This is a genomic window from Winogradskyella sp. HB-48 (genome assembly GCF_049942685.1).
GTDB lineage: Bacteria > Bacteroidota > Bacteroidia > Flavobacteriales > Flavobacteriaceae > Winogradskyella.
Window position 1 is genome coordinate 799,766 of the sequence record NZ_CP187934.1, and the last position, 24,626, is coordinate 824,391.

Genomic DNA, 24,626 nt, shown 5'->3' on the forward strand with positions numbered 1-24,626 from the left:
TATGTTTTATTCCTCTTTTTTATCTTCTGAGGGTTCTTCTTTTTTATTTTTTTGCTCAATAAGGTCTCCTGGCTTTAATGTTTTTGAAACTACATTATAAGGTCCTGTTATAATTTTATCATCTTTAGATAAACCTGAAGTAATTTCAATATTAGAATCATCTTGAATACCAGTTTTCACTACTCTCAACTTAGCTTTACCATTATCATCTATGAATACACATTCAAACTTCTCTTCTTCTTTTTGAATGCCATCATTTTCAAAGCTTTCTTTTTTCTCAAAAGGCTTTTTAGTCGAACTCGTATCTGTCTTTATTACAATTGCACTAATTGGCACTGCAATAGCATTTTTCCTTGTTTTGGTAATTATATCTACTGTAGCTGTCATACCAGGTCTAAAAGGAGAATACGTTTCTGGTTTTCCTTCTGTCAAATCTTTATAAGATTCTTCTAAAATTCTAACCTTAACTTTAAAATTTGTAACCTGATCTGCGGTTAAGTTACCAGCAGCAGAATTAGCAATTTCGGTAACTATTCCTTTAAACTCTTTCTTTAAGTAGGCATCAACCTCAACAATTGTGGAATCACCAATACTTACCTTAACAATATCATTCTCATTAACATCTACTTCAACTTCCATATTATTAAGGTTGGCAACTCGCAAAATTTCAGTACCAGCCATTTGTTGAGTTCCTACAACACGCTCTCCAAGTTCAACATTGAGCAAAGAAATTGTACCGCTCATTGGTGCATAAATTGTTGTTCTTGTTAAATTATCTTTAGCTTCATTTACAGAGGCAGCCGCACTTTGAACACTATAATACGCTGAGCTTCTTCCTGCTACAGCAGTCTCGTAGTTGGCGATTGCTCTGTCCCAATCAGCTTTAGAAATTACACCTTTATCAAATAATGATTTGTTACGATCATAATCTGCTTTAGCTTGTTTTAAAGTAGCCTCGGCTTGCTCTAAGTTTGCTCTTACATTTTGGTATGTAGCTTGGCTTCTATTTACGGCAGATTGAATTAAATCAGGATTTACTCTGACTAATAAATCCCCTTTTTTTACCTCTTGCCCTTCCTTAAAAGGCAGCTCTAAAATTTCACCAGATACTTCAGATGAAATTTTAACTTCTACTTCTGGCTGTATCTTACCTGTAGCGGAAACAGTTTCAACAATATCTTTTAGAGTAACTTCTTTTACAATAACTTCTTTGAAATTTCCTTTTTTACCAAACCATCCCATTGATTTCCCTGCCAATAAAAGTACAAGCACCAAGACAAATACACCAATGATAATTTTTACAGTCTTACTCATTTTAAATTAATTTAAGTCGGTTATTGGTAGTCCAAAATAGAATTCTAATATTTTAAGTCTAAAAATATAATCATATTTTGTTCTTACCACATCAGATTGTGCATTTTCATATGCAGTTCTCGATTGATTAAAATCAAACGAATTAGACAAACCAACGTCATAGCGTTCCTTAGCATATTCAAATGCTAAACGACGTGCTTCTTCTGTTTTTAAAGCTGCTTCGTAGGATTTTTTAGAATTCTTAGCATCGTTGTAAGCTTGATATACTGTGGATTCTAAATCTAATTCGGTTTGTTCTAATTGAAATTTTTGACGCTCTATCGCTACTTTACTTCTTTGAACGTTGTTTCTAACACTAAATCCATTAAAAACTGGAATTCTAAGTTGAAGTCCAAGTGAAGTACCATCAAAAATGTATAGCTGATCTATAAAAGGGATATCCTCACCTGTAAATGGATTGGTTTGGGAACTTGCCCAACGCGTATTGTACTGCACAAAACCTGATAACGTTGGAAAATAACTTGCTCTCGTTATTTCTAAATCTTTTTCTGCAACCTCTAAATTGGCTTTAGCTATCAATACATTATTAACTTCTTCTTTTGCCTTTTCTGCGATTTCTGATGGTGTTCTATCTAAAATATCAGCAGCAACCAGACCATAGTCTACCTCTACAATATCAAAATTTAGATAATCTTTTAGTTGTAGTGTTTGTGCAAGACCCAATTTTGAAATAAACAAGGTATTTTCAGCATTGATAATTTGTTGCTCTTGTGTGGCGTCTGTAGCTTGTATCTCTAACAAATCTCCTTGAGGTAATACACCAGCATCCACTAAGTCTTGTGTGTTTTTAATATTTTCTTTTGTTACCTGGTTTTGAGCTTTTAAAACTCGCAACTGTTCTCTGTTTGCTAAGATTTGTAAAAAGGAATTTGCAACCATAAGCGATATATCATCCTTCATTCTATCCAAACCATACTGAGAAGCCATTTGATTAAGCTTTGCTCTTTGTAAGGTTTTCCAATTAGCTAATCCGTTAAAAATATTAATACCAGAACTGATAGAACCGTTAGCAGACTCAAAGGTGTTGTTTTCAAACTGGTTTGTAGCCGGGTTAATATTGGCACCTGTATTTTGTCCGAAGCTACCATTAGCATTAAGCGAAGGTAAAAAATTACCTATGGCATCTTTTTTTGCTATGTCGGCTAAATTTGTATCTAACTCACTTTGTTTTATTGAAATATTGTTCTCTAATGCATAATTAACACATTCTAAAAGTGTCCATTTTTTATCCTGTGCATTACCAAGAGCCACAAAAAACGTTATTATTAATATGATTGATTTTTTCATGCTTATATGTCTATATAAATTGTAATGTGTTACACTAAGTGTTAAAATTATTGTTGTGCATATTTTGGAATACCCTGTACTTGATTCCAAACTTTTATTTTATCATCTTTAGTTACTCCATTTTTTACTTCAACAAAAATACCATCACTAATTCCTAACTCAACCTCTTTTCTTTCGAATTTTTGGTCACCTACTTCGACCTCAACAAATGGTGCTTTCGTCTTATCATCATACTGTACTAAAGCTTCTTTAATGGCTAATACATTTTCGGCTTTGTCCAAAATAATAGAAGCGTTAGCACTTAAACCCGCTCTAATGAAAGTTGAGTCCACTTTCTTGAGCGACCCTTTAATTTCAAATTGAATAGCCCCATTTTCTGCTACACCTTTTGGAGCAATGTAATCTAAAACTGCGTCAAATTTTTCGTCTTCAATAGCACCTACGGTAATCTCTAGAGGCAATCCTTCTTTAATCTTGCCTACTTCACTTTCATCTACTTTACCTTCAAAAATCATTTTGGTAACATCTGCCAATGAAGCAATTGATGTTCCTTCATTAAAATTATTAGCTTCAATAACTTGGTTACCAGCTTTTACAGGAACGTCTAAAACCATTCCTGAAACTGTAGCCCTTACTTGTGTCTGCGCTATATTACCTAACCCAGATGTTGTTCCTGTTTTTATAATGTCATAATTTTGACGCGATTGCGTAACATTAATTCTTGCTTGCTCAACTTGTTGCTTAGCTTGAAGATATGTATTATTTACCTGATCGAAATCATTTGCAGAGATTACACCTTTATCAAACAATGCTTTTTGGCGATCGTAAATTGCTTTTTGTGTCTTAAAGTTAATCTCTGCTGTTTGTAAAGCTGTTTGGTTAGATGCTATATTATTCTTAGCGCTTGTTAAATTAGATACATTAGGTATTACTCTAATTTGGGCAATTAAATCCCCTTGTTTTACATACTCTCCTGCTTCTACAAAGACTTCATCTACAACACCAGAAATATTTGGCTTAATGAGCACTTCCTCTTTTGGTACTATACTACCTGTAGCTACAGTTTTAACCACAATAGTTTGCTCTGTTGGACTTTCTGAAGTATAGGTTATTGGGTCTTCTTGATTTTTTGACCATAGGTAAAAAAGTGAAATCCCAAATGTTACTACTATTAAAATTAATACGATGACTGTTGTTGTTCTTTTCATCTTTGATTGATATAATTTATTATCGATAAACCTTTTATTCTATTCTTAATGCATCTACTGGTTTCATTTTTGTTGCTCTGTTAGCGGGAATTAATCCTGCCAAAAGACCTGAAACTACTAGTATAATAAGTGCTGTAAAAACAACCTGCATACCAACACTTGGATTAGCAAAATTTTCTACAGTACCTGCCTGATCTAATATGTAATTTAAAACCCATATTACCAAGGCTGCAAAGGACACTCCTAACATCCCAGATAAAATGGTAAGCACCAAACTTTCTTGAAGAATTTGACCTTTAATCATCCATGGTGTTGCACCAAGTGCGCGTCTTACGCCAATTTCTTTTGTACGTTCCTTTACTACAATTAACATGATGTTGTTGATTCCAATAATACCAGACATTAGTACTAAAGCTCCAACAAAATATCCTACTACGGTCAATATTGAAAATAGACCGCTTATTCTCCCAAATTGCTCCGATAAATCAAAATGACCAATGGCACGATCATCTTCTGGGTGTACTTTATGCCTGTACTTCATTAAATCAAAAATTTGTTGTTTTATGGAAGTTATAGGCACATCATCTACGGCAGTTATTGCCATCCAACCCACATTATCTCCTCTATTAAAGGCTTGTGAAAATGTGGTAAACGGTATATAAATAGTACTAGCATCTTGCTCATCATCCCCTTGACTATTACTCATTTTAAATGTACCAACAACCTTAAAATTAACTCCATTAATTTTAATATAGCTTCCTAAAATTTCTTCGTCTTTATCATACAAACCTTTTACAACACCCGTACCTATGACGCAAATTTTTCTCTTTTCGTTGATATCAGAATAACTCAAAAAACGTCCTTGGAGAATATCCATGGGTTGCTGTTTTATATACTCTGGGTAATCACCGTAAATTTCAAAAGCACCTGTCTTTGTTCCTCTAATGACGTTATTTGCACCTCTAAAACCACCTAGCTGATTTCTTGGTGAGACATATTTAAGATTTTGTATTTCCGACTTGATCGCTGCTACATCATCTAGTTTGTAGTTGAAGTATCTCCCTTTGGGAAGCCCTTTATAGGGTTTTGAAGTACCTTGGGTCCACATAAACATAGAGTTTGTTGCAAAATCACCAAAATCGGCAGTCACTCCATTTTTTAAACCATTAGTTAAAGCCAAAAGGAGCACCAATATGGTAATTCCCCAAAATACGCCAAATGCGGTTAAAATAGTTCTAAACTTATTTGCATTCAAGGCCTCTAATATTTCACTCCAACGGTCTCTGTTAAACATATTATTCGTCTCTTAATGCAACTATGGGTTTAATTTTTGCAGCTCTGTAGGCTGGTATGAAGCCTGCAAAAGCTCCAGCTATTACTAATATAAATACTGTTGTTAAAGCGATATTGAAATTTACCTGTGGATATTTTATAAAATCATTATCTATTTGTGGCCCAACTAATTCTAGTAAGCCCAATCCAAAAATTAATCCGAATAAACCTGCAAAAATAGTAACAAATACCGCTTCTTGTAAAATCATTCCAACGATAGACATCGGTAATGCTCCTAAAGCTTTTCTAATACCAATCTCTTTTGTACGCTCTTTTACAATTATTAGCATAATATTTCCTACACCAACTATACCAGCAATAATTGTTCCTATACCTACAAACCAAAATACGGCTTGTATAGTCGCTATGAGAGAATATATTTTTTGAGCTTCTTCTAAAGTATTGTTTACGCGAACTGCGCTCTGATCATCTGGTGCCACAGTGTGGAGTTCTTTGATCTGGGCTTCTATACCCTGAGCAATTACAGTAGACTGCGCTACAGCTTCATCAAAACTATCTGACATTTTAACCGTAAACGACATGTTTCTGATGTTATCACCTGCATTAAAGACTTGTTGAGCTGTAGTTACAGGTATATAAACTTGACTTTCCTCTCTATCGCCACCTGGATCATAAAAGACACCAACCACTTTAAAGTTTACGCCAAAAATTTGAATATTTTTGTCAATAGGATCTTCCTCTTTAAACAAATCCTTTTTCATTTTATTGCCGATAACAGCTACTTTCTTCTTATCGTCCAAATCCAATTGACTAACAAAACGACCATAACCTATGTCAGCATTTTCAATAAACTGATTATCTGGTAATGTCCCTCTAATTCTATAATTTCCGGTTTCATTTTTGTAGGTTACAGTACCACCCCAAATCATGTAATCCTTACTTCTATATTCAAAATAGTTGTCATATTTTCTCTCTACAGATTCGAAGCTTGAATTCTTAAGCTGAACATATCTACCAGGATTTAGCCCTTTATATCCTTTTGTTGTTACTCCTGTCCAAACAGAAATTCTATTGGTTGCATCTTGTTCGAATTGTGATTTTACACCATTAGAGATACCTGTGCTAAAACCCAAAAGAATAACCAAAATAAATATTCCTGATGCCACTGAAAGCCCAGTTAAGAAAGTACGAAGTTTGTTTTTTCGTAAGGTTTCAAATATTTCTTGCCAGCGTTCTAAATCAAACATTTGCTGAGGCTCTTACTTGTTCTACTTTACTATCATCGATGATAACACCGTCTTTAAGATTAACGATGCGCTTGGTCATCTGTGCAATATCATGTTCGTGCGTTACTACCAAAATTGTCTTTCCTTCATCATTAATGCCTTGGATAAGTTCCATGACTTCGTAAGACGTTTTAGTATCTAAAGCACCCGTAGGTTCATCTGCTAAAAGTACTTTTGGCTCACTTGCTAATGCTCTAGCGATAGCAACACGTTGCTTTTGTCCACCAGACAATTCACTAGGCAAATGATGAGACCATTCTGCAAGACCAACTTTTTCAAGGTAATACATAGCCTTATCGGTTCGTTCTTTGCGTTTTATGCCTTTATAATATAGCGGCATTGAAACGTTATCTAGAGCGCTTTTATAGTTGATAAGATTAAATGATTGAAATATAAACCCGAGAAACTCGTTTCTATATTTTGCTGCTATTTTTTCGTTTAGATTTTTTATTGGAACTCCATCTAAAATGTATTCGCCCATATCAGCTTCATCTAACATTCCTAAAATGTTTAACAAAGTAGATTTACCAGACCCTGAAGATCCCATGATTGATACGAGTTCACCTTCTTGTACGTTAAAATTGATACCCTTCAAAACGTGAAGCGAGTTGCTTCCCATATGGTAAGATTTATGCAAATCTTTTATTTGGATCATAGTTGGCTTATTAAAACATGCAAGTTTAAGAAAATCTAAAAGCCTTTTCTGCCAATAAACTGTTAAGACTTCCTTTTAAACCCTATGATTTAGACTATTAAGCTTGTAATTTGTTACAAAGAATTGTCTATATTTCTTGTCTTTTTTGATCGACCGAAAGTTCTGTAAACATAAAAGCCAATTACAGCAACTAAAATATAGGGTACAGCCATCAAAAACATAATACCATCATTTATACCCTCAGCAGCGGACTGATCGTCACCACTTTCTAATACTGCTCTACACATGGCGCATTGAGCACGTGTATTAAATGCCATGAACAAGGCAAAAATTACAAATAGTATTTTCTTTCTCAGATTAAGCATAATAAGGTGAAATCATGAAATAAACTATGACACCTGTTACCGCTACATATAGCCATAATGGAAATGTAATTTTGGCTATTTTTTTGTGTCTTTCAATATTGTTAGTTATAGCTCTAACATAAGTTATTAGCACAAATGGAATAATAACGACTGATAGCAAAATATGAGTTATGAGTATAAAGTAGTATATATATTTTACAGCTCCCTCTCCACCAAATTTTGTTGAATCGCTTGTCATATGGTAAGCTACATACATTACAAGAAACATAACGGATAACGCAATAGCAAACTTCATCAAATTTTCGTGTAGTTTCCTGTTTTTATTTTTGATAGCCACAACAGCGACAATTAGAACTATAGCTGTTAGACCATTAATACCAGCATAAATCGACGGAAGCATTGTTAAAGGCTCCACATCGAAACCGAGCTCATGAAGATTAATACCAAAAAGGGCTGCTACTGCAACAGGAATTATGATTGATAAAGCGACAATCCACTTATTATACTTTTTTTCTTTTTCTAAATCAACGGTACTCATATTATTCTTTCAATAGTTTAGCAATATCTTCTTTTAAAATAGTGATTTCTTGTGGTATTCCCTCATCGTCTTTGCCTTCCGCTTCAGAAATTAAACCATTATAAAAAATCAAAGGGTTACCAAAATTGTCTCTCCTAGATCTTATATAGCCTTCTTTATCAATTAAGGCAAAGTTACCCGAATGTTCAAACCCTCCTTCTACGGTTTCATCTTTTGCTGTATATAAATTGAACCCTTCGTTAGCCAATTTGTAAATAGCATCTTCACTCCCTGTCATTAAATGCCAATTGGGATTTGTAATACCGAAGGCTTCAGCATAGGCTTTTAAAACTTCAGGTGTATCTACTTCTGGATTTATTGTAAATGAAGCTACCCCAAAATTTTCAAATTCTTTGAAATGATTTTGTACGTTTACGAGATTACGGTTCATGATTGGGCAAATGGTAGGGCAAGTTGTAAAAAAGAATTCTACTACATAGACCTTACCTAAATAATCTTCGTTAGTTATGGTATCTCCGTTATGATCTATAAAACTAAATTCGGGAATTTTTTTTGGCTCTTCCCCTATTTTCAGATAAGCCAAATCACTCTTTGTTTCTTTTATGTTTGTAGATACATTTTCGCTTCTGCTTTCGTCTCTGGTTATATCATCATTACTGATTCTGTTTATAATCTTTGGAATAAAGATAATTCCAAAAACTAAAATGATAAATGCAATACCTACGTATGAATAGTTGGCTTTTTTATTCATTGCTTTGTTTTAAATCTTTACTTCTTCTTTGACTAGAATCATCAAAATCGCCCTTACGTTTATCTCTGTATTCTTTAAAAAGTACGCGCATATCCTCCGCTGCCATTTTATTTTTCAATTCTGCTACTTCTACACAGTCATAACTATACAAGCTATATAAAGGTTTGTTGGCTTCAATTTCATTTTCAGTCCTATCGTCCAATCTTCCTCTTTGGTTTAAATCTCTGTCTACAATAAAAACCATGCTAGTAGAAAGATTTTCATCTAATGTTGCTTCGGACTTTAAGCTGTTAAACACAAGTTTGATATCTGAATCATCCGCATAAACTAAATACCAAAATCTTAAATCTTCATAAGACTTGATTTCCTTTAGCAATTCTTCAGCTTCAGATTTAGCATCATGAGGCAATAGCATTACTACCTGAAATGTTTTAAATCCTTTGCTTCTGTCATACACCAATTCTTTTAGATTAAAAGCTGCTGTAGAATTTTCCATTGGTTTCATTCCTAAGAAAGATAGAATTGTAATATGATCTTTTAATTGAACATTGTCTTTGTTAGCAGGCAATTCTAAAACACTTTCGTTTACAATGTCTAATGGATTATAATTATCCTTAGAAAGCAACATTACAAGTATAAATGCTACAGGCAAAAAGAATAAAATACTTAAGACTATGTTGCGTTTTCTACTGCTTAATTCCATAATGCAAAAATAAAAAAGGTGGTTTAGAAAAACCACCTTTTTAATATCATTTAACTCAATATTTTGAGTTTAAAAATCTCTTGTGATTAACGCATCGTCCGCATTGTAAACTTCGAAAACATAACCTCCTTCTTGCAATAAGATAAAAATCAAATAACAAATTAAGAAAACAGCAGTCCAAACTACCATACGTCTAAGTGCCTTTACTTCATCTCTCATGTGCATAAAGTCCCATGTAATGTAATAGGCCTTTACAAGAGTAAGAATGATGAATATTAAGTTTAAAGGTTTCATATACACAAAAGGCGATAAGATAATATTACCGATTGTTGCGAAGAACCCACCCTCTAATGGGCTAATCCATGTATGCATTAAAGAATCTGGCTTATAAATACCAAGTATAACTTCTATTGCAGTTACAAAGGTTAAGAATGCCAATACACCCCAAATTTTTTGGTTGTTAGATTTAAATTTCCAATACCCTCTAAATATCTCTAATTTATGCTCGTGTGCCATAACTTATAACTAATTTTAAACTAAGTAGAAGAATGTAAAAACAAATACCCAAACTAAATCGACAAAGTGCCAGTAAAGTCCAACCTTTTCTACCATTTCATAACTTCCTCTTCTTTCGTAAGTCCCTAGGATTACATTAAAGAAAATAATAATATTGATTACCACACCTGAAAAAACGTGGAACCCATGGAATCCTGTAATAAAGAAGAAAAAGTCTGCAAAAAGAGGTGTTCCGTACTCATTTACTTTTAGGTTAGCACCTTTAACTACTAACTTTCCGTTTTCTTTTATTTGTTTTAAAGACTCTTCTCTAGAAAGCACTGTTTTTTCTCCTTCTTCATTTATTATCTGAGTTCTTACTAATATATTTTCATTTGCAACAAGACCGTTATAGATTTCGTTTACAGAATAAGGAGGCAATGATTCTTCAGTTACAAACCACAAACCGTTTTTACGCTCGTGTTGTGCCCTCACACCTTCTTCAACCACAGCAAACTCATCTATTGAAATTCTCTTGAATTTTTCTTCACCATCAACGGTTACATATTCACCAAACTGTAAGATATTACCACCTTTAGTTTGTACAGCGCCATAATCTCCTTGTATGAATGTTGCCCATTCCCATGCTTGTGATCCAACGAATATCAAACCACCAATAACCGTTAGAAACATATATAATGTCACCTTAGCTTTATTCATATGATGGCCAGCGTCTACAGCTAATACCATAGTTACAGAAGACATGATAAGGATAAACGTCATAAACGCAACATAAATCATTGGTAGCTCTTTACCATGTAAAAATGGAACGTGGGTAAATACCTCATCCGCAATAGGCCATTCTTTTATAAACTTAAATCTAGAAAAGCCGTAAGCTGCTAAGAAACCTGAAAAAGTTAATGCATCAGAAACGATAAAGAACCACATCATCATCTTACCATAACTTGCTTTTAGAGGTTTATTGCCTCCTCCCCAAGTTTTTCCTTCTGTGCCAGTACTTGCTACTGTAGAATCCATAGAAATTATTTAAATTTTAAGATTGGACAAAAATAATCAAATTATATCTCTAAAAAAATATAAAAACAAAAACAGCACAAGCCAAAGTAGGTCTACGAAATGCCAGAAATTTGCCGCCAGTTCTAATCCCAACATATAATTGGCATTGTACTTTTGTTTAAAATGATTATAAATAACAACAACTATACAAATTAACCCAGCAATAACGTGTAATATGTGCACTATAGCTATCAAATAAATATAAGACATGGTTATATTGCTGGTTGGACCTGTAAAATTGTATCCTGTTTGTATAATTTGTCTAAAACCTTCAAACTGACTAAAAACAAAAGCAATACCCAAAACCAAAGTGACTAACAACCATATTGTGGTCATCTGTCTGCTGTTATGTTTTAAAGCTTTTTTTGCTAAAACAAACGTTATACTACTTATCAAAATAATGGCAACACTTATGTAAAATGCATTAGGCAAATCATAATTACTTAACCAATCTTTATCTCTTCTCTGTTTAGAACTTACAATAAAGGCACTAATTAATGCTGAAAAAGACATAATCAAAGACCCTATGCCAAACCATAGCATCATTTGCTTTGATCTAGCTACTTTTTCCTGTTGTGTTCCTTCTGTTAAATCCATCTACCTTAAAAATTTATCTGCAACATATATAATTTGTAACATCGTAATATAGAAAACACTAGACAACATGAGTTGTTTAGCAGCTTTCACTGTTCTTTGCTTAAATAGTCTAAGCGCATAAACCAACATCAACATGCCCAGTAAAAATACTAAAACAGCACCAACAATCGATAATTTTAAATCACCTGTAAAACCCAAAACTGGTATTATGGATACCAAAACCGTCCAAATGCTATACATAATGATTTGTACAGCAGTTCCTTTGTCCCTCTTTCCTGTTGGTAGCATAAAAAAGCCCCCTTTTTCATAATCTTCATACAAAAACCATCCAATGGACCAAAAATGTGGAAATTGCCAAAAGAATTGAATGGCAAATAATGTTCCTGGCTCAATACCAAATTCTCCTCTTGCTGCTACCCAACCTAACATAAATGGAATAGCTCCCGGCAAAGCTCCTACAAAAACAGATAAAGGTGTTTTGGTTTTTAAAGGTGTATAAAGACTTGTATATAAAAAAATGGAGATTGCTCCCCACATTGCTGTTTTCGGATTGATACTATAAAGCGTTAAAACACCTAGAATCGTAAACGCTGTGGCAATAATAAATGCAGTGTTTACAGACATTCGACCGGCAGGAATAGGCCTGTTTTTTGTCCTATCCATTAAAGCATCTAAATCTCGCTCAATAATTTGGTTGTATGCGTTTGATGCACCCACCATAAAGTATCCACCTAAAGCTAATAGAAATAATGTTGTGATATCTATAGTTATAGCCCCTAACAGGTACCCTGCTAGCGCAGAAAAAACAACACTAATGGATAATCCCATTTTAGTGATTTCCTTAAAATCTGTTACAGCAGAAGTTTTTGATACCGAAGATTTTATACTACCCAATTCTTGTTAATTGTCCTATTCTTAGCGACTGCAAAGATACTTTGAAAAAAAGTTTTCACCAACGCAATAGAAAACTTTAATAAAAGCTTATACTTTAAAAATCGTTATACCAATTAAAAAGGTCTGTTCGAACACCAATACTAAACCAAAGTGTGTTTGAATCTGTTGTGGTTGAAGTAATTGTTTGTGGATTAAAATCTCTGTAAATAATATTTGTAAAGAGTTTTAAGTTGGTTTCTGGATTTAACAAGTAGCCTGCCTGTAGCTCTGTCATGAAACTATTAGTTTTATTGCCCTGTCCAATAGTTATGCCTATATCACCAATCCGATCATTTTCATTTGTGTAAATATCCCCTCCATATGCAAAACTATCTTCATCGGTATTAAAATCAAAACCGCGCTGACCCATTATAAGCTTGGCATCTGCAAACCATCGTTTATAATTATAGCGACCTATCAGAACCAATTCTCTAAAATTAGCTCCCCAAAGATGGGCCATTGGTTGATTGAAATGTCCATAATTTAATATTTCCGTATTATGTGAATAGGTGTATGGACGTACCTGATTGTACTCTGCTTGAAGCAATAAATTGTCTACTTTAAATGCATTGAAATATTTAGCGCCTAGCTGAAAACCAAATTTATTTTTCCAACTTTTGTTACCACCAGTTACATCACTCAAAGAAAATTCATCCAAGATAAACTGGCCATAAAGATTTACTTTGTTATTCCATTTGTATTTAGCACTTAAACCCAGAATAGCATTTCCTGCGCCTTGACCTGTTTGAAATTCTATAGCCCTAAAGAATATAATAGGATTAAGATAATTAACATCAAAGCCGCGTCCGTTTGTGTCTGCCCACATTACCGATTCAAATAAACCGATATTTAGTCGCTTAGACACATTCCAACTGAGGTAATGATTTGCCATATACTTAGTTAAAAAGGCATCATCTACTACAACTTCTGGTCTAACATCCTTTAACCACATCCATGTACTTGTGTATTTTATCTTCCAAAAACTTGTGTTTAATTTTAAGAATGGGTAAGGACTTGCAACATCACTTTGAAATAGAGATCGGTAACCATCACCAATAAAATTTTTGCCATGTCCAAATTGGATATTTAAAAAATCAGCTGGTGTATAAGAAATGTAAGCTTCTGCCACAGGATAATCATAAGAATTCTCTTTAAAGCCTTTACCTATACCACGACCAGGTATTATAGCTGGATCTGGCCCAAAGGCTCTAAGGCTCTCGGCATAATCATTAAAATAGTCTGCAAATCTGCCTTGGCTTTCATAGATTGAAGTTGAAAGGTTGAATCGTTTACCTAATCCTGCTTGTATAAAAACACCTCTCGTATTGTTCCAAGTGCCATCGTTTCCTTCTGTTTCACCTCCAAGTTGCAAGTCTACAATTGGGTCTACCGTAAACCAGTAATCCTTTCCTTGAACTTGAACCAAATGCTCATTATATAATTTTTTACCCAACCATGAATCAGTGGCTTTTGCTAGACTTTCCTTTTCAGACTTAATATCATAGTACTTCGCCACGTCGGTGTAAACATATGGCTTAGCTGCAGTATGACTGTTTGTGCCAATAGCATTCATTTCATCATCAAAACGTGCATAGTAAGAGTGAGTGAAGGGGATGTTTAATTGGCTGCCATATTCTAATTTCTCATAAGGCTTTAAACTGGCATTAACCTCATCATATTCATTAGATAAGGTTGCATTTAGACTATCTTCTTTTTTTAAGTTACCAGAATTTTTATTTTCCTCATTATGTATTTCTTTTTTTGGTTCAACCAATGGTATATCAATACTAAAACTATACTGGACAAAAGTAGGTTTACCATTGTAAGTTGCAGGCTTTATTTTGGGTAAAGAATCAAAAACACGTTTGGCTTCTTCCTTTAATTCGTCGTAGATAGCGTCTACATAAATAACCTTGAATTCTCCTGCTTTGCTAACTTCGAAAAGAACTTGAATATCACCTGTGTAATCTTCATCAGAAACAATTTCAGGGATTTTAAAATTGCTATAAATAAAATTGTTTAATGTAAAATTGAAACAAGATTTTAATTGATCTACAGTTAGTGAATCACATTCACTAAAAATAGGTGGTTTTTCGTAAGTTGAAAGTGATTGTGCATTACTCAAAAAAGAAATTAATAAAACCGTAACAAGCCAAATATGCTTCATAAAACAGATCAATTATTAGTGCTCGAAAGATACTTATTTTTTTTAGTAACCTTAAACAAAAAACCGTTACCAAATGATAACGGTTTTAATTATTAAGAGTACACCTAATTTCTGACCATAAACTTGATAGGTAGATTATATATGACTTCAACAGGTTTATTTTGCTGATAACCAGGTGTCATACTTGGTATTTTATCAATAACACGCTTTGCTTCTTTTTCTAATACTGGATGTGGTGTTCTAATTTTAATATCAGTAATGTTGCCATTTTTATCTACTGTGAATTGTGTTTGGATTTTCTGTAAACCAAATATACCATGCTCACTAGCAATGTCTGTATTAAACTTTTTATTCACCAGCTTAGTTATTTTGTCAGACATGCATTTTCTTTTGTCCTCATTAGTCTTCTTTTTTTCGCAGCCCGGATAAACTGGTACTATCTCAACTTTTCTAAAATCTACTTTAGGAATTTCAACTGGTTCTTTGATGTCTATTATCTTGTTAGGGTCAATAGGATCTTTATCAGTTATAGGATCATCTGGTGTAAATATTTCATCTTCTAAATCTGGTGTATCATCTTCAACCTCTACGTGTTTATCAATTAAAATTTTACTGCGTTTCACTTTAAGTTCTGGCTTCTTCTCTTGTGATTCTTCCCTAAATTCTGGAACAATATATACATTAGCGACATCATCAGTAGTTAATTTATCAGGAACAATTTTTTTGTCTTGAAACTGCATTTCAAAAAGTCCATAAGTTGCCAATAAACAAAGAATCAACCCTATTTGGAAATATAGGGTTGAGTTTTTTTGTAAATTTGCATCATGCTTTTGTGGTCTTTTTACCTCAGTAGTGCTCTGACCAGCAGTATTGAGATTCTTTTTAGAATTCTTCATAATACGTATTATTTAAAATGTTAATATTATGATAAAGTCACAATAAGCATACCAAAAAGAAAATCCCGTCCAATTAATTTTGAACGGGATTTTTATATTTAAAATTAAATATTTTTTTACTTAATCATTAACTTGGAATACGATCGGAATTGAGAATGGCATTACAACGGCCTTACCTCTTTGCTTCCCAGGTTGCATCTTTGGTAACTGAGAAAGTACTTTTTGGGCTTCTTTTTCTAAAGCTGGGTGAGGACCACGGGTCTCAATTGAGGTAATATTACCATTTTTATCTACTTTAAACCTACAAAAAATTCTTTTTTTCCCAGGTGCTAATCCTAAATCTTGTGCTAATTCTGTATTGAACTTTCTTGTAATGAATTTATTTACCTTATCATTCATACATTCTTTCTTAGCAGCATTCCCCTTCTCATTTTCACATCCAGGAAAAACAGCTACATTTTCAATAACATGGAAAGGCACCTCAAGGACTTCCTCTACTTCTTGTACTTCTACTTCTTCTACCTCAACAATCTCAGTTTCCATCTCAGTTTCTGTAGACTCTACTACAGTTTCTTCTACTTCAACTTCATCCTCTACAACTTCTATAACTTCTATTGTCGGCGGTGGAGGTGGTGGTGGAGGTGGAGGCGTAACAATTTGTTCTGTAATTGGCACTTCCTCTTCTAACTCATCATCAAGATTAAGTGTATCGGCTACAACATTGCTCTTGTCATAAGTCTTATAATTTATTGCCATGTAAGTAATGCCAAGCATTAATGCTAATCCTACAGCAAAATAAAGGGAGCTGTTTCTACTTACATCTGATTTTGGATTCTTCTTAGGTTCCATATTATACTTTCTTTTATAGAGTTGCTAATTTAATTAAATAATAAGAAAAAAAGCAAAACTTCTGTTTATTTTAACTTTATTATATCTAATCTAGAAGCAATTAACGTGCCAATTACAACACCGAAACAGTTAGCTAACAAATCGTAATTATCGTAAGTTCTATTCTGATTAAGTTGATGCTGCATAACTTCTAACAAAACACCAAACAAAATGACAATAATAAATACTAGCCAGAGCATTCCTTTTTTATTGCTAGATTTAAAATAGTTTGTCCAGAGACTCGACAAGCCTAAATAAGCTAAAAAATGATAAATTTTATCATCAAATGAAGAGCCTAAACTTGGTACTTCATTTAGATTTATAAACGTTGTAATAATCAGTGCTAATGTATAGATAACAGCAACTGATAACAACATTTTTTTAACCACTTATTAGAACTTTATAATCTTCAGCAGAAAGTAAGTTATCTACTTCTGAAGAATCAGAAAATTTTAGTTTAATCATCCACCCATCGCCATAAGGATCTTTGTTAACCTTTTCTGGCTCATCCTCTAGGCTTTCATTAAATTCTATGATTTCGCCAGATAATGGCAAAAATAAATCTGAAACTGTTTTTACAGCTTCGACTGTACCAAATACCTCTTCAGCATCAAGAGTTTCATCTACGGTTTCAACTTCAACATAAACGATATCGCCCAATTCTCCTTGAGCAAAATCTGTAATGCCTACTGTTGCGATATCACCTTCAATTTTTATCCACTCGTGGTCTTTTGTGTATTTTAATTCTGATGGTATATTCATCTTAAATTGTATAATATATTAGTGAAACAAAAGTAATTTTTTAATTCCTTGTTTTCAACCCAAAATCTCAAAATTAATTTCCAAAGTTATAACGCAATGTAATACCAGACCTTAATGAGGTTTGTGGGAATGATGTGGATATAGCAAAATCTGAGAATGTATAATCAAAATAGAAAATGGCTGTTAAATTTTTACTAAACGCATAGTCCGCAGAAAACTTCCCGCTCCAAATGGTCTGCCCAGCAGTAATTTGATTATTCTCTAAATCTAAATATCTTATTATAGTTTTATTATCTCTTACCGAAATATCTGCACGCATATTTAAATCGCTCTTAACTATTTGCTTTGCACCTGCTAATGCGGATCGGATTCTTAAATCCTTAATACGATATCCTAAACCCAGTGTATATTCATTGCCTTGTATTTCTGTTAGCAAATTATTATCAAAGCTTAACGACAGCATTCGGTCTTTTTGTATTTCAGCCAATACTTTAATAGAGTTTTTCATTTCGAACTCTAAACGAATTAGAGGACTAAACTGCTCTTCTAAATTAATATTGCTATATAGTGTTCTGTTTTTCAAGTTTCCATTTGAATCTTGATTTTCTGGATTAATTGAACCTATGCCTGTACCTGAATCTATTACCAAATTATCAACCGAATCATCATAATCTAAGTTAGTTCTAAACTGATTAATAGTATATCTGGATCTATAACCATGCTGGATAGAAAAACGTCTAAAGGTTTTTTTAAACCATGGAATTTTCATTAATCCAGTATATTTTAAAGTCCAATTTGGTATTGGTACATCTCTAAATGCTCTTGTGCTTACATTTTCTGGGTCTGTACCATGATATGCAGAAAGAAACGCCGGCAACAGTACACGTTGGCTATTCTTACCAAATCCTATTGGATAGCCTTCTGCGTCTGTATTAAAAGGGGTATTGCCATAAAATTCTCTTGCTAATCGATTTGCAATAATTAACCTATTGGCTCTAAAGTCATCAAAAGCATCCGATTGGTTTTCATCACTCTTACCAAACGCTGTCTTTATTAAGGCTGTAGATATATTAAAGTTACCAAAGGAATTTGTAATTAAGTCCTCATATTCATCACTCAAACCGTCGTTATTATTATCTAAAGCTCTAAAGTTCTCGGAAAGGTTTTCAGCATAAGTTCTATTACCAATCAAATCGATTTTTAAATCGCGCATTGGCTCAACATTTACTGAATAGTCTAAGGTTTTATTTGTTACCTCAGTATATTGTTGGTTAAACTGAGGGAATGTTGTCAACCATCCATTTCTTGCTACCAAATCTCTGATATCTCTCTGACTGCCAAAAGTATAACCCCAAGTAGGTCTTAACGTTCCTATAAAACCTGGCGTTGGTAAATATCCTGGTAAGTATGTACCATTAGTTTCACTGTATCCAAACTGAATACGTTTTACCATAGTAACAATATCAACCAATGTATTGTATGCCTTTTTACCAGCACTTAACTTATTGGGATCATTATTTTGTTGACTGCTATTATCTAATGACTTATTGTTTGTTTCAGGTGTGGCTGTTCTTGTTTTTGCCTTTGTATTATCTGCTCTTCCTCTACTTCTTCTGTTTGTCTTTTTTACTAAACCAATGGATTTATAGAATGTCTCCATGTTTAGTGTAGAGTTTATATTATGCGTGTTAGAGTTTTGTATAGAATGCCCTAAATCAAACGTCCCTATATCTGTTACTAAATTCTCATTTAAGTCAGAACCTTTTTGCCATTGAAACGCACCATTGTAGGTGTAGGTCGTCCTTAAAAAGCTTAAAGCAGGGATTTTATACAATGGCAACTCATAATTAACCTGAAGCTGTTGTGTTTGGAAATTTGGATCACCAAAATCAAAGAAACCATCCCAAACATTTAGCGTTGGGTCTTGTCTTCCATTAAGCTGGTCATCAATAAAGTAATTTCTAACAATATTTGTGTTTGCTGCTGTAAAGTTAAGGCTTAAAGCATCGGTTAGGTTATAATTTATAGCATACTGAAAATCGAACGTGTAATTCCTTCTGAATAATTCTTCAATACCAATATTATCACCTCCAAGTTCTACTTCTCTAAACTTCTGCTTACTAAATTGCCTATTAATATCTGTATTTACTGAAATGTTAGATGGTAATAAGTTAAGATTAAAATCTTTGAGTATCTTCCAATATTTGCCTCTAAACAATGAATCATTCTTCTTAAAAGGCTCTACTCTTAGGGGCTCAAAAGCATAATTATAATTAACGCCTGCTCTTACATTTTGATCTAAAGAGTTTTCAATTTCAAAATCGCGATGTTCTACTTTGTTGTATGAATAATTGAAGGTTAGGTTTTCAACATCGTAAAACCGAGCTTTCTTCTCTCCTGTTCGTTGTTTTCTAACACCAATAAAGTTAATACTCTTACGCTTAGTGTAATTTTCATTAACCTTGAGAATAGAGTCTTGGTTAGTTGTATTATCTAATTGCGTTTGTAATTCTATATCTCTGTAATACTCATCAAACTGAGGTGTTATAATCTCTTCACTTTGCGAATAGTTAAAAGGTATTTGAATTCCCCATTTTTTTGGCAATAATTGTCCGAGCTGAACGTTTGTAACAACATCGTATTGCTTTACATCTTCTCTACTGCGCTCGTTTGGAGATTGCTCTATTCCACCAAAACCAATTGTACTGCGTCTACCTGTAGCACTAATATCTGCAAAGTCTGCAATATTAGAATCCATGCTTACTACTGCAGCCCAACCACCTTCATTTTCTAAATCGGACATGCGTAACTCATTAAACCAAACTTCACCACACGCATTTGTAGCTGTAATACCAGAATTTTTAACTCCTACCATTAACACTCTAATGTCACCAAAATTTGGATTTCCTTTAATCGCTACACGCTGTTGACCAGTAGGTAAAGGTGAAAATTCAGCGACTGGTGTTTCATTTAATACACCATCTATAACATCATAAAAAGTAGGATCTTCGTTAGATAATGTTTGATTGAAAATTCCCTGAGATTTAATATCCTGAAGAATGTCTAGAGAAATATTGATTTCATTAACTGCTGGCCAAATACGTTCTTCTATAGATAAATTTCCATCTACTAAATCTGTTGGTAATAATGGTATCTCTATCTGATAAAAGTTCTGCGTGAAGTCATTACCCATTCTAATGAAAGCAGTAAGTTCACCCTCTTGAAGTGATTGACCATCCTGAGCTTCGGCATGTAAGAACATACGTAGTTTTTTATACTGACGCATATCCACATTAATATTCTTAAACACACCTCTTGAATCTTCTGGCTCTAATTCACAAGCTTGAAGTACTAAAGATTGCTCGTTTTGTCTAATAATATTGTTGTTATTGTTTAATTCTTCACGTCTTACTCCTGGAGGTATTACATAGTTTCCATCATTTTCTTGTACACCAATGATAGCAACATTAAACTCAGCGTCTGCACTGTTGTTAGTAGGATCGTTATCTAAATCTAAGGTGTAACGTCTCCAATCACTTCTTACCAAATCTAAAGTTGCAAAACGAAGCACTGTACTTTCAACAAAATCTCTTAAATATAAACGTGCAAAACGAACTGATCTGATGTCTGTAATATTATTTACCGCATTGGTAGGTTCGTTTATTGGCAATCTAAACTGATACCAAGTAACATCTCTTTGATCTCCGTTTGGCAACGTCACCGTTCTTACCTTAATATCATTTATTTGTGGATTATTAATATTTAATACAGTTGGGTTTAAATCTACCTCATACTCATAATAACTGTCAATGGTGTTCATTGTGTTATCACGGTTTATATCCTCTACATCTGGCTGCGTTGTAGAGCCTCTATTGGTATCTGTAAACACATCTGGAGTATTACCTTCTAAACCGTTGTATTGTTTGTAACGCTCAAATATGTTACCGTCTGTGTTAAGGTAGTACGTATAGTTGTCCTTTGCTGGGTCTTCACCAAACTGGTTACCATAAACCGATAACTCTTCCGCGTCATCATAACCATCTAAGCCCACATCTTGATTGCTACGCTCTTGCCCTGTTGTAGCAAATGTGTAAATTAAAGATTGGTTTTGAGGTACTACACTATTATAAGTCGTAGGTTCTAGGATTGAAATATCACCATCTTCTGGAAGTCCGTTTTCGTACTGTTTTTTTCCATCTTTTAAGACATCCTCAGAAATGTTTCCAAGGTTAATAAAAAGCTTACCTCCTTGACTTGTAGGATTGTCTAAAAACGGATCTTGTACCCAGAATTCAATATACTCTACGTTAGCCTGTTCAAAATCTGTTGATGTTATTTGTCTTGATATACCAGCCCAACGTTGATTTGGTGTTACAGTTCCTTGAGCTTCAAGTGGATCAAAATTATAAGGTCCTCTTTCATCAGGATAATAGGCTAAGTCTAATGTGTTTATAACTGACGTTTGCCCTTGCACAATATCAACCTCTGGAAAAATCTCTTCAATAAAAACACGTCTAGTATATAAATTAGAAACATCGTCATCACTAATACCTCCTGGACGTTGCGTACTGTAAAAAATTGGATCAACAGTATACCAGTTTAAGAACCCTCTACCATATCCATTTTCAACACCATTATTATCATTTCCTCGAATGGTATTTGGTAAATCAAGTGGTCTACTAGACAGATACCATGATAACGGACTTAATAAATCTATAGCTCCTTGAGTTCCTTCAAAATCATCTATATATGCTGTCGCTTCACCATCAAAATCTGTACCCTTTGGTGCACCTGGCAGTAAATAAGCAAACTCACCTCTTACAGAAAGGTTAGATGGAACGTCTGTATCTATATTTGGAAGTTTATTTACTAACCTAGTTAAAAACGGAACTTCGGTTGAGTAATTTCCATTAAAACCAAATATGGTATTATTAATAGGCTCAGAATTAAAATTAGCCTTTTGGGTAATCGGTCTTTCATTAAGGTTTAAAAGTGTGGCACCAAGTACAAAATTTTCATTAAACTGATGTTCAACATTTATACCTGTAAATCGTCTTGTCTGCTGACCAAACACAGCATTATTTTCTACCGAAACATTAATTGGTGTGTTAGAGGCTTTCAAGGCTTCATCTAAAATTTCAACACGTCCTAACTGATAGTTTACCGTATAGTCTATACCTTCAACCAACACTCTACCACCTGCAGTTACTCTTACCGAACCTCGAGGCACATTAAATGCACCTATAGGTATTCCACCATCTCCACCGCTACTTTTGAAACGCCCTTTAATTTGAAACTTATTTTTTTCTGCCTCATCTAAAGCCTGTGTTTTTGTAGATTTATATAGCAAGTCATAAACGTACTTTTCTTGGTTTTCGTTAGTATATATGTCTTGCTCATAATCCGTAGCATTATTACTTGGGTTGCCATCATTATCTAAAACATCAAATAAATAGCGACCGAAAGGTTCTGCTTTGGTAAAGATGATTTTTCCATTTTGTGTCAAGACTGTTAAACCAGGCACATAATCAAAGAATCCATCTCCCCCTTCTTGTGGGTCGTTATTACTATTTAATCGATCTACATGAAATAGTCTTATCAATGGAGTTTCCTGTATTTCTGTATCGTCATTAGGATTAAGTGGTGTGTTGTTATTATATAACGGAAATGTTGTACCATCAACTGGTCTTATGTAGTTAACTGGCGATGCTTCAGTATAAAAAATGTTTAACCTAAAATCTTCTTGGCTCAATTGAAAAGCACCTGTATCGTAAATGTTTTTCATCATTAAGTCCCAAATCGGTTGTTCTACTGATGTCACAGCACTCTTCAACATTTTTAGAACTAAGCTTTGATTATTTACAACCTGATTACCTGATGTACCTTCACTTACTTGGGTAGCATCTACACCATCATTAGCAAATTCACCCACTTGAAACACCTCACCACCTCTAGTATATTGAAATGCTACTGCTAAAACTTCATCATTTAACAAACGTTGGTTTAAAGAAATATATCCTAATTCTGTGTTCAAAAAATAATCTTGACCTTCTTGAAGCTTACGTGCTGCTTCCAATTTACCATAATCAAAACCTTCGTTAACATTTACTAAAACACCTGCTTCAACGTTAGTAATATCTCTTACTGCTTCCGTCAACAATGAACCAGCTCCACCAATATTAGTTGGGTCAAAATCGTTATTACCATTATCTGGAAGCCCTCCTAGGTTATTGATAAAGCCTCCTGGTAATGGGTTTAGACCTATATTTTCTGCTTCAGACTCGCCTAAATCCTGAAATGCAACAATATTCCTAACATTTTGTGTTTGATTATTTCTGTTAGTTACCCAAACTTCAACTCTGGTAATTTGTAAACCTTGATTATCTATAAATGGATACTGTAATAATGCCTTATCATAGTTATCCCTAAAATAATGTGATAGGAAATAGTGCCTGTTTTCATCATAATCTCTAGCGAAGAATTCAAACTCTTCCAAAGTACCTCCGCCTTGTGCTACAACAGATTTAGATTGCGATTGTTGCTCTGAGAAAACAGCGGTAACTCTCGTTTTACCAAACTGCAACTCAGTCTTAACACCAAAAAGACTCTGTGCACCTCTAATTAAAGAACTATTTAGAGGCATGTTTACATTACCAACTTCAATCTTTCTAATAATGTCATCTTCGGTTGGCGTATATTCTAACTTTACAATTTGTTGAAAATCGAAAGTAGCTTCAGTATCATAATTAGCTGTTACCTGAAGTCTTGTACCAACTTTACCCAATAAACTCAATCCTATCCTTTGATCAAAATCGAATGTAAAATTTGTTCGGTTTCTTGGGGAAAAGGATGGATTATCTTGCCTTGAAAATAAAACCCCCAAATCCACTTCAGCATAACCGCTCGGAATTACATTGATTGTGTTTCCACCAAAAATGGTTTCAAATAATCCTGAATTGACATAAAACTCTGGTAGTAAATTTTTCTGATCTTCCTCACTTCCTTCCTTTTGCCCCGCGGCAGCATCTGCCATGCGCTTATAATATTCCTTCAACTTTTCCTCTAAAACTAAACGCTGAAATTCTTCTGGTGTAAGTATTAAAGGATATCGAATATTAAAATCACCTATCTTCTCGGTGTAGACATATCTATCTAAAATAGGGTCATAGGTGTATTTAGAAACGATACTGTTTGGATTAGGCATTTTTAGCTTTCCTAATGCAAATGTCGTTTTTGTAGAATCTTGCTCTTCTGGCTCTTGTGAAAAACCAGATGTACTCACTAGCATCATAAACACTAATGATATATAAAAACTGATTGATTTTAATTGACTGTAGTTAGTTCTATTCAA

General features: G+C 33.8%; 20 protein-coding genes. All 20 read right to left on the reverse strand.

Translation table 11 applies throughout. The features are described 5' to 3' along the window. Positions 1-6 precede the first annotated feature (6 nt). On the reverse strand, positions 7-1,314 hold the full coding sequence (locus ACPX19_RS03675) for an efflux RND transporter periplasmic adaptor subunit (protein WP_426431552.1): 1,308 nt from the start codon (positions 1,312-1,314) through the stop codon (positions 7-9). 6 nt (positions 1,315-1,320) lie between these two features. Then, positions 1,321-2,661, reverse strand: coding sequence for a TolC family protein (locus ACPX19_RS03680; protein ID WP_426431554.1), 1,341 nt, complete (start codon positions 2,659-2,661; stop codon positions 1,321-1,323). A 47-nt stretch (positions 2,662-2,708) separates the two neighbouring features. Then, positions 2,709-3,869 (reverse strand): efflux RND transporter periplasmic adaptor subunit, encoded by a 1,161-nt coding sequence (locus ACPX19_RS03685; protein WP_426431555.1) that lies wholly within the window; start codon positions 3,867-3,869, stop codon positions 2,709-2,711. Between the two features lie 34 nt (positions 3,870-3,903). Continuing rightward, positions 3,904-5,163 carry an ABC transporter permease gene (locus ACPX19_RS03690; protein WP_426431556.1) on the reverse strand — a complete coding sequence of 420 codons (1,260 nt, stop codon included), beginning with the start codon at positions 5,161-5,163 and terminating at the stop codon, positions 3,904-3,906. 1 nt (position 5,164) lies between these two features. Beyond that, positions 5,165-6,409, reverse strand: a complete 1,245-nt coding sequence (locus tag ACPX19_RS03695; protein ID WP_426431557.1) for an ABC transporter permease — start codon at positions 6,407-6,409, stop codon at positions 5,165-5,167. Next, entirely contained in the window at positions 6,402-7,103 is a 702-nt protein-coding gene (locus ACPX19_RS03700) for an ABC transporter ATP-binding protein (protein WP_426431559.1), read from the reverse strand. The genes ACPX19_RS03695 and ACPX19_RS03700 overlap by 8 nt, the downstream gene beginning before the upstream one ends. Positions 7,104-7,216: 113 nt before the next feature. After that, the gene (locus ACPX19_RS03705) at positions 7,217-7,420 is read right to left on the reverse strand and encodes a hypothetical protein (RefSeq protein WP_426431560.1); all 204 of its coding nucleotides are present in this window, start codon (positions 7,418-7,420) and stop codon (positions 7,217-7,219) included. Between the two features lie 40 nt (positions 7,421-7,460). Beyond that, a complete protein-coding gene (locus ACPX19_RS03710; RefSeq protein ID WP_426431561.1) occupies positions 7,461-8,006 on the reverse strand; it encodes a DUF420 domain-containing protein in 546 nt (181 codons plus the stop codon). Between the two features lies 1 nt (position 8,007). Then, positions 8,008-8,757, reverse strand: coding sequence for an SCO family protein (locus ACPX19_RS03715; protein ID WP_426431562.1), 750 nt, complete (start codon positions 8,755-8,757; stop codon positions 8,008-8,010). Next, positions 8,750-9,460, reverse strand: a complete 711-nt coding sequence (locus ACPX19_RS03720) for a hypothetical protein (protein WP_426431563.1) — start codon at positions 9,458-9,460, stop codon at positions 8,750-8,752. Before ACPX19_RS03720 ends, ACPX19_RS03715 begins: the two co-directional genes overlap by 8 nt. 69 nt (positions 9,461-9,529) lie before the next feature. Then, positions 9,530-9,976: a cytochrome C oxidase subunit IV family protein gene (locus tag ACPX19_RS03725; RefSeq protein ID WP_426431564.1), complete on the reverse strand. Its 447-nt coding sequence runs from the start codon at positions 9,974-9,976 to the stop codon at positions 9,530-9,532. Positions 9,977-9,991: 15 nt separating this feature from the next. Beyond that, positions 9,992-10,993, reverse strand: a complete 1,002-nt coding sequence (locus ACPX19_RS03730) for a cytochrome c oxidase subunit 3 (RefSeq protein WP_426431566.1) — start codon at positions 10,991-10,993, stop codon at positions 9,992-9,994. A 36-nt stretch (positions 10,994-11,029) separates the two neighbouring features. Beyond that, the gene (locus tag ACPX19_RS03735) at positions 11,030-11,629 is read right to left on the reverse strand and encodes a cytochrome c oxidase subunit 3 (RefSeq protein WP_426431567.1); all 600 of its coding nucleotides are present in this window, start codon (positions 11,627-11,629) and stop codon (positions 11,030-11,032) included. Further along, entirely contained in the window at positions 11,630-12,523 is an 894-nt protein-coding gene (cyoE, locus tag ACPX19_RS03740) for a heme o synthase (RefSeq protein ID WP_426431568.1), read from the reverse strand. Between the two features lie 94 nt (positions 12,524-12,617). After that, on the reverse strand, positions 12,618-14,729 hold the full coding sequence (locus tag ACPX19_RS03745; protein WP_426431570.1) for a gliding motility protein RemB: 2,112 nt from the start codon (positions 14,727-14,729) through the stop codon (positions 12,618-12,620). Between the two features lie 104 nt (positions 14,730-14,833). Next, the gene (locus ACPX19_RS03750) at positions 14,834-15,625 is read right to left on the reverse strand and encodes an energy transducer TonB (RefSeq protein WP_426431572.1); all 792 of its coding nucleotides are present in this window, start codon (positions 15,623-15,625) and stop codon (positions 14,834-14,836) included. A gap of 120 nt (positions 15,626-15,745) precedes the next feature. Next, complete coding sequence (locus ACPX19_RS03755) at positions 15,746-16,474, reverse strand: energy transducer TonB (RefSeq protein WP_426431574.1); 729 nt, start codon at positions 16,472-16,474, stop codon at positions 15,746-15,748. A gap of 65 nt (positions 16,475-16,539) precedes the next feature. Continuing rightward, positions 16,540-16,890 (reverse strand): VanZ family protein, encoded by a 351-nt coding sequence (locus ACPX19_RS03760; RefSeq protein WP_426431575.1) that lies wholly within the window; start codon positions 16,888-16,890, stop codon positions 16,540-16,542. 4 nt (positions 16,891-16,894) lie between these two features. Next, complete coding sequence (gene gcvH / locus ACPX19_RS03765) at positions 16,895-17,275, reverse strand: glycine cleavage system protein GcvH (RefSeq protein ID WP_426431577.1); 381 nt, start codon at positions 17,273-17,275, stop codon at positions 16,895-16,897. 73 nt (positions 17,276-17,348) lie between these two features. Then, positions 17,349-24,626, reverse strand: coding sequence for a cell surface protein SprA (gene sprA, locus ACPX19_RS03770; RefSeq protein WP_426431579.1), 7,278 nt, complete (start codon positions 24,624-24,626; stop codon positions 17,349-17,351).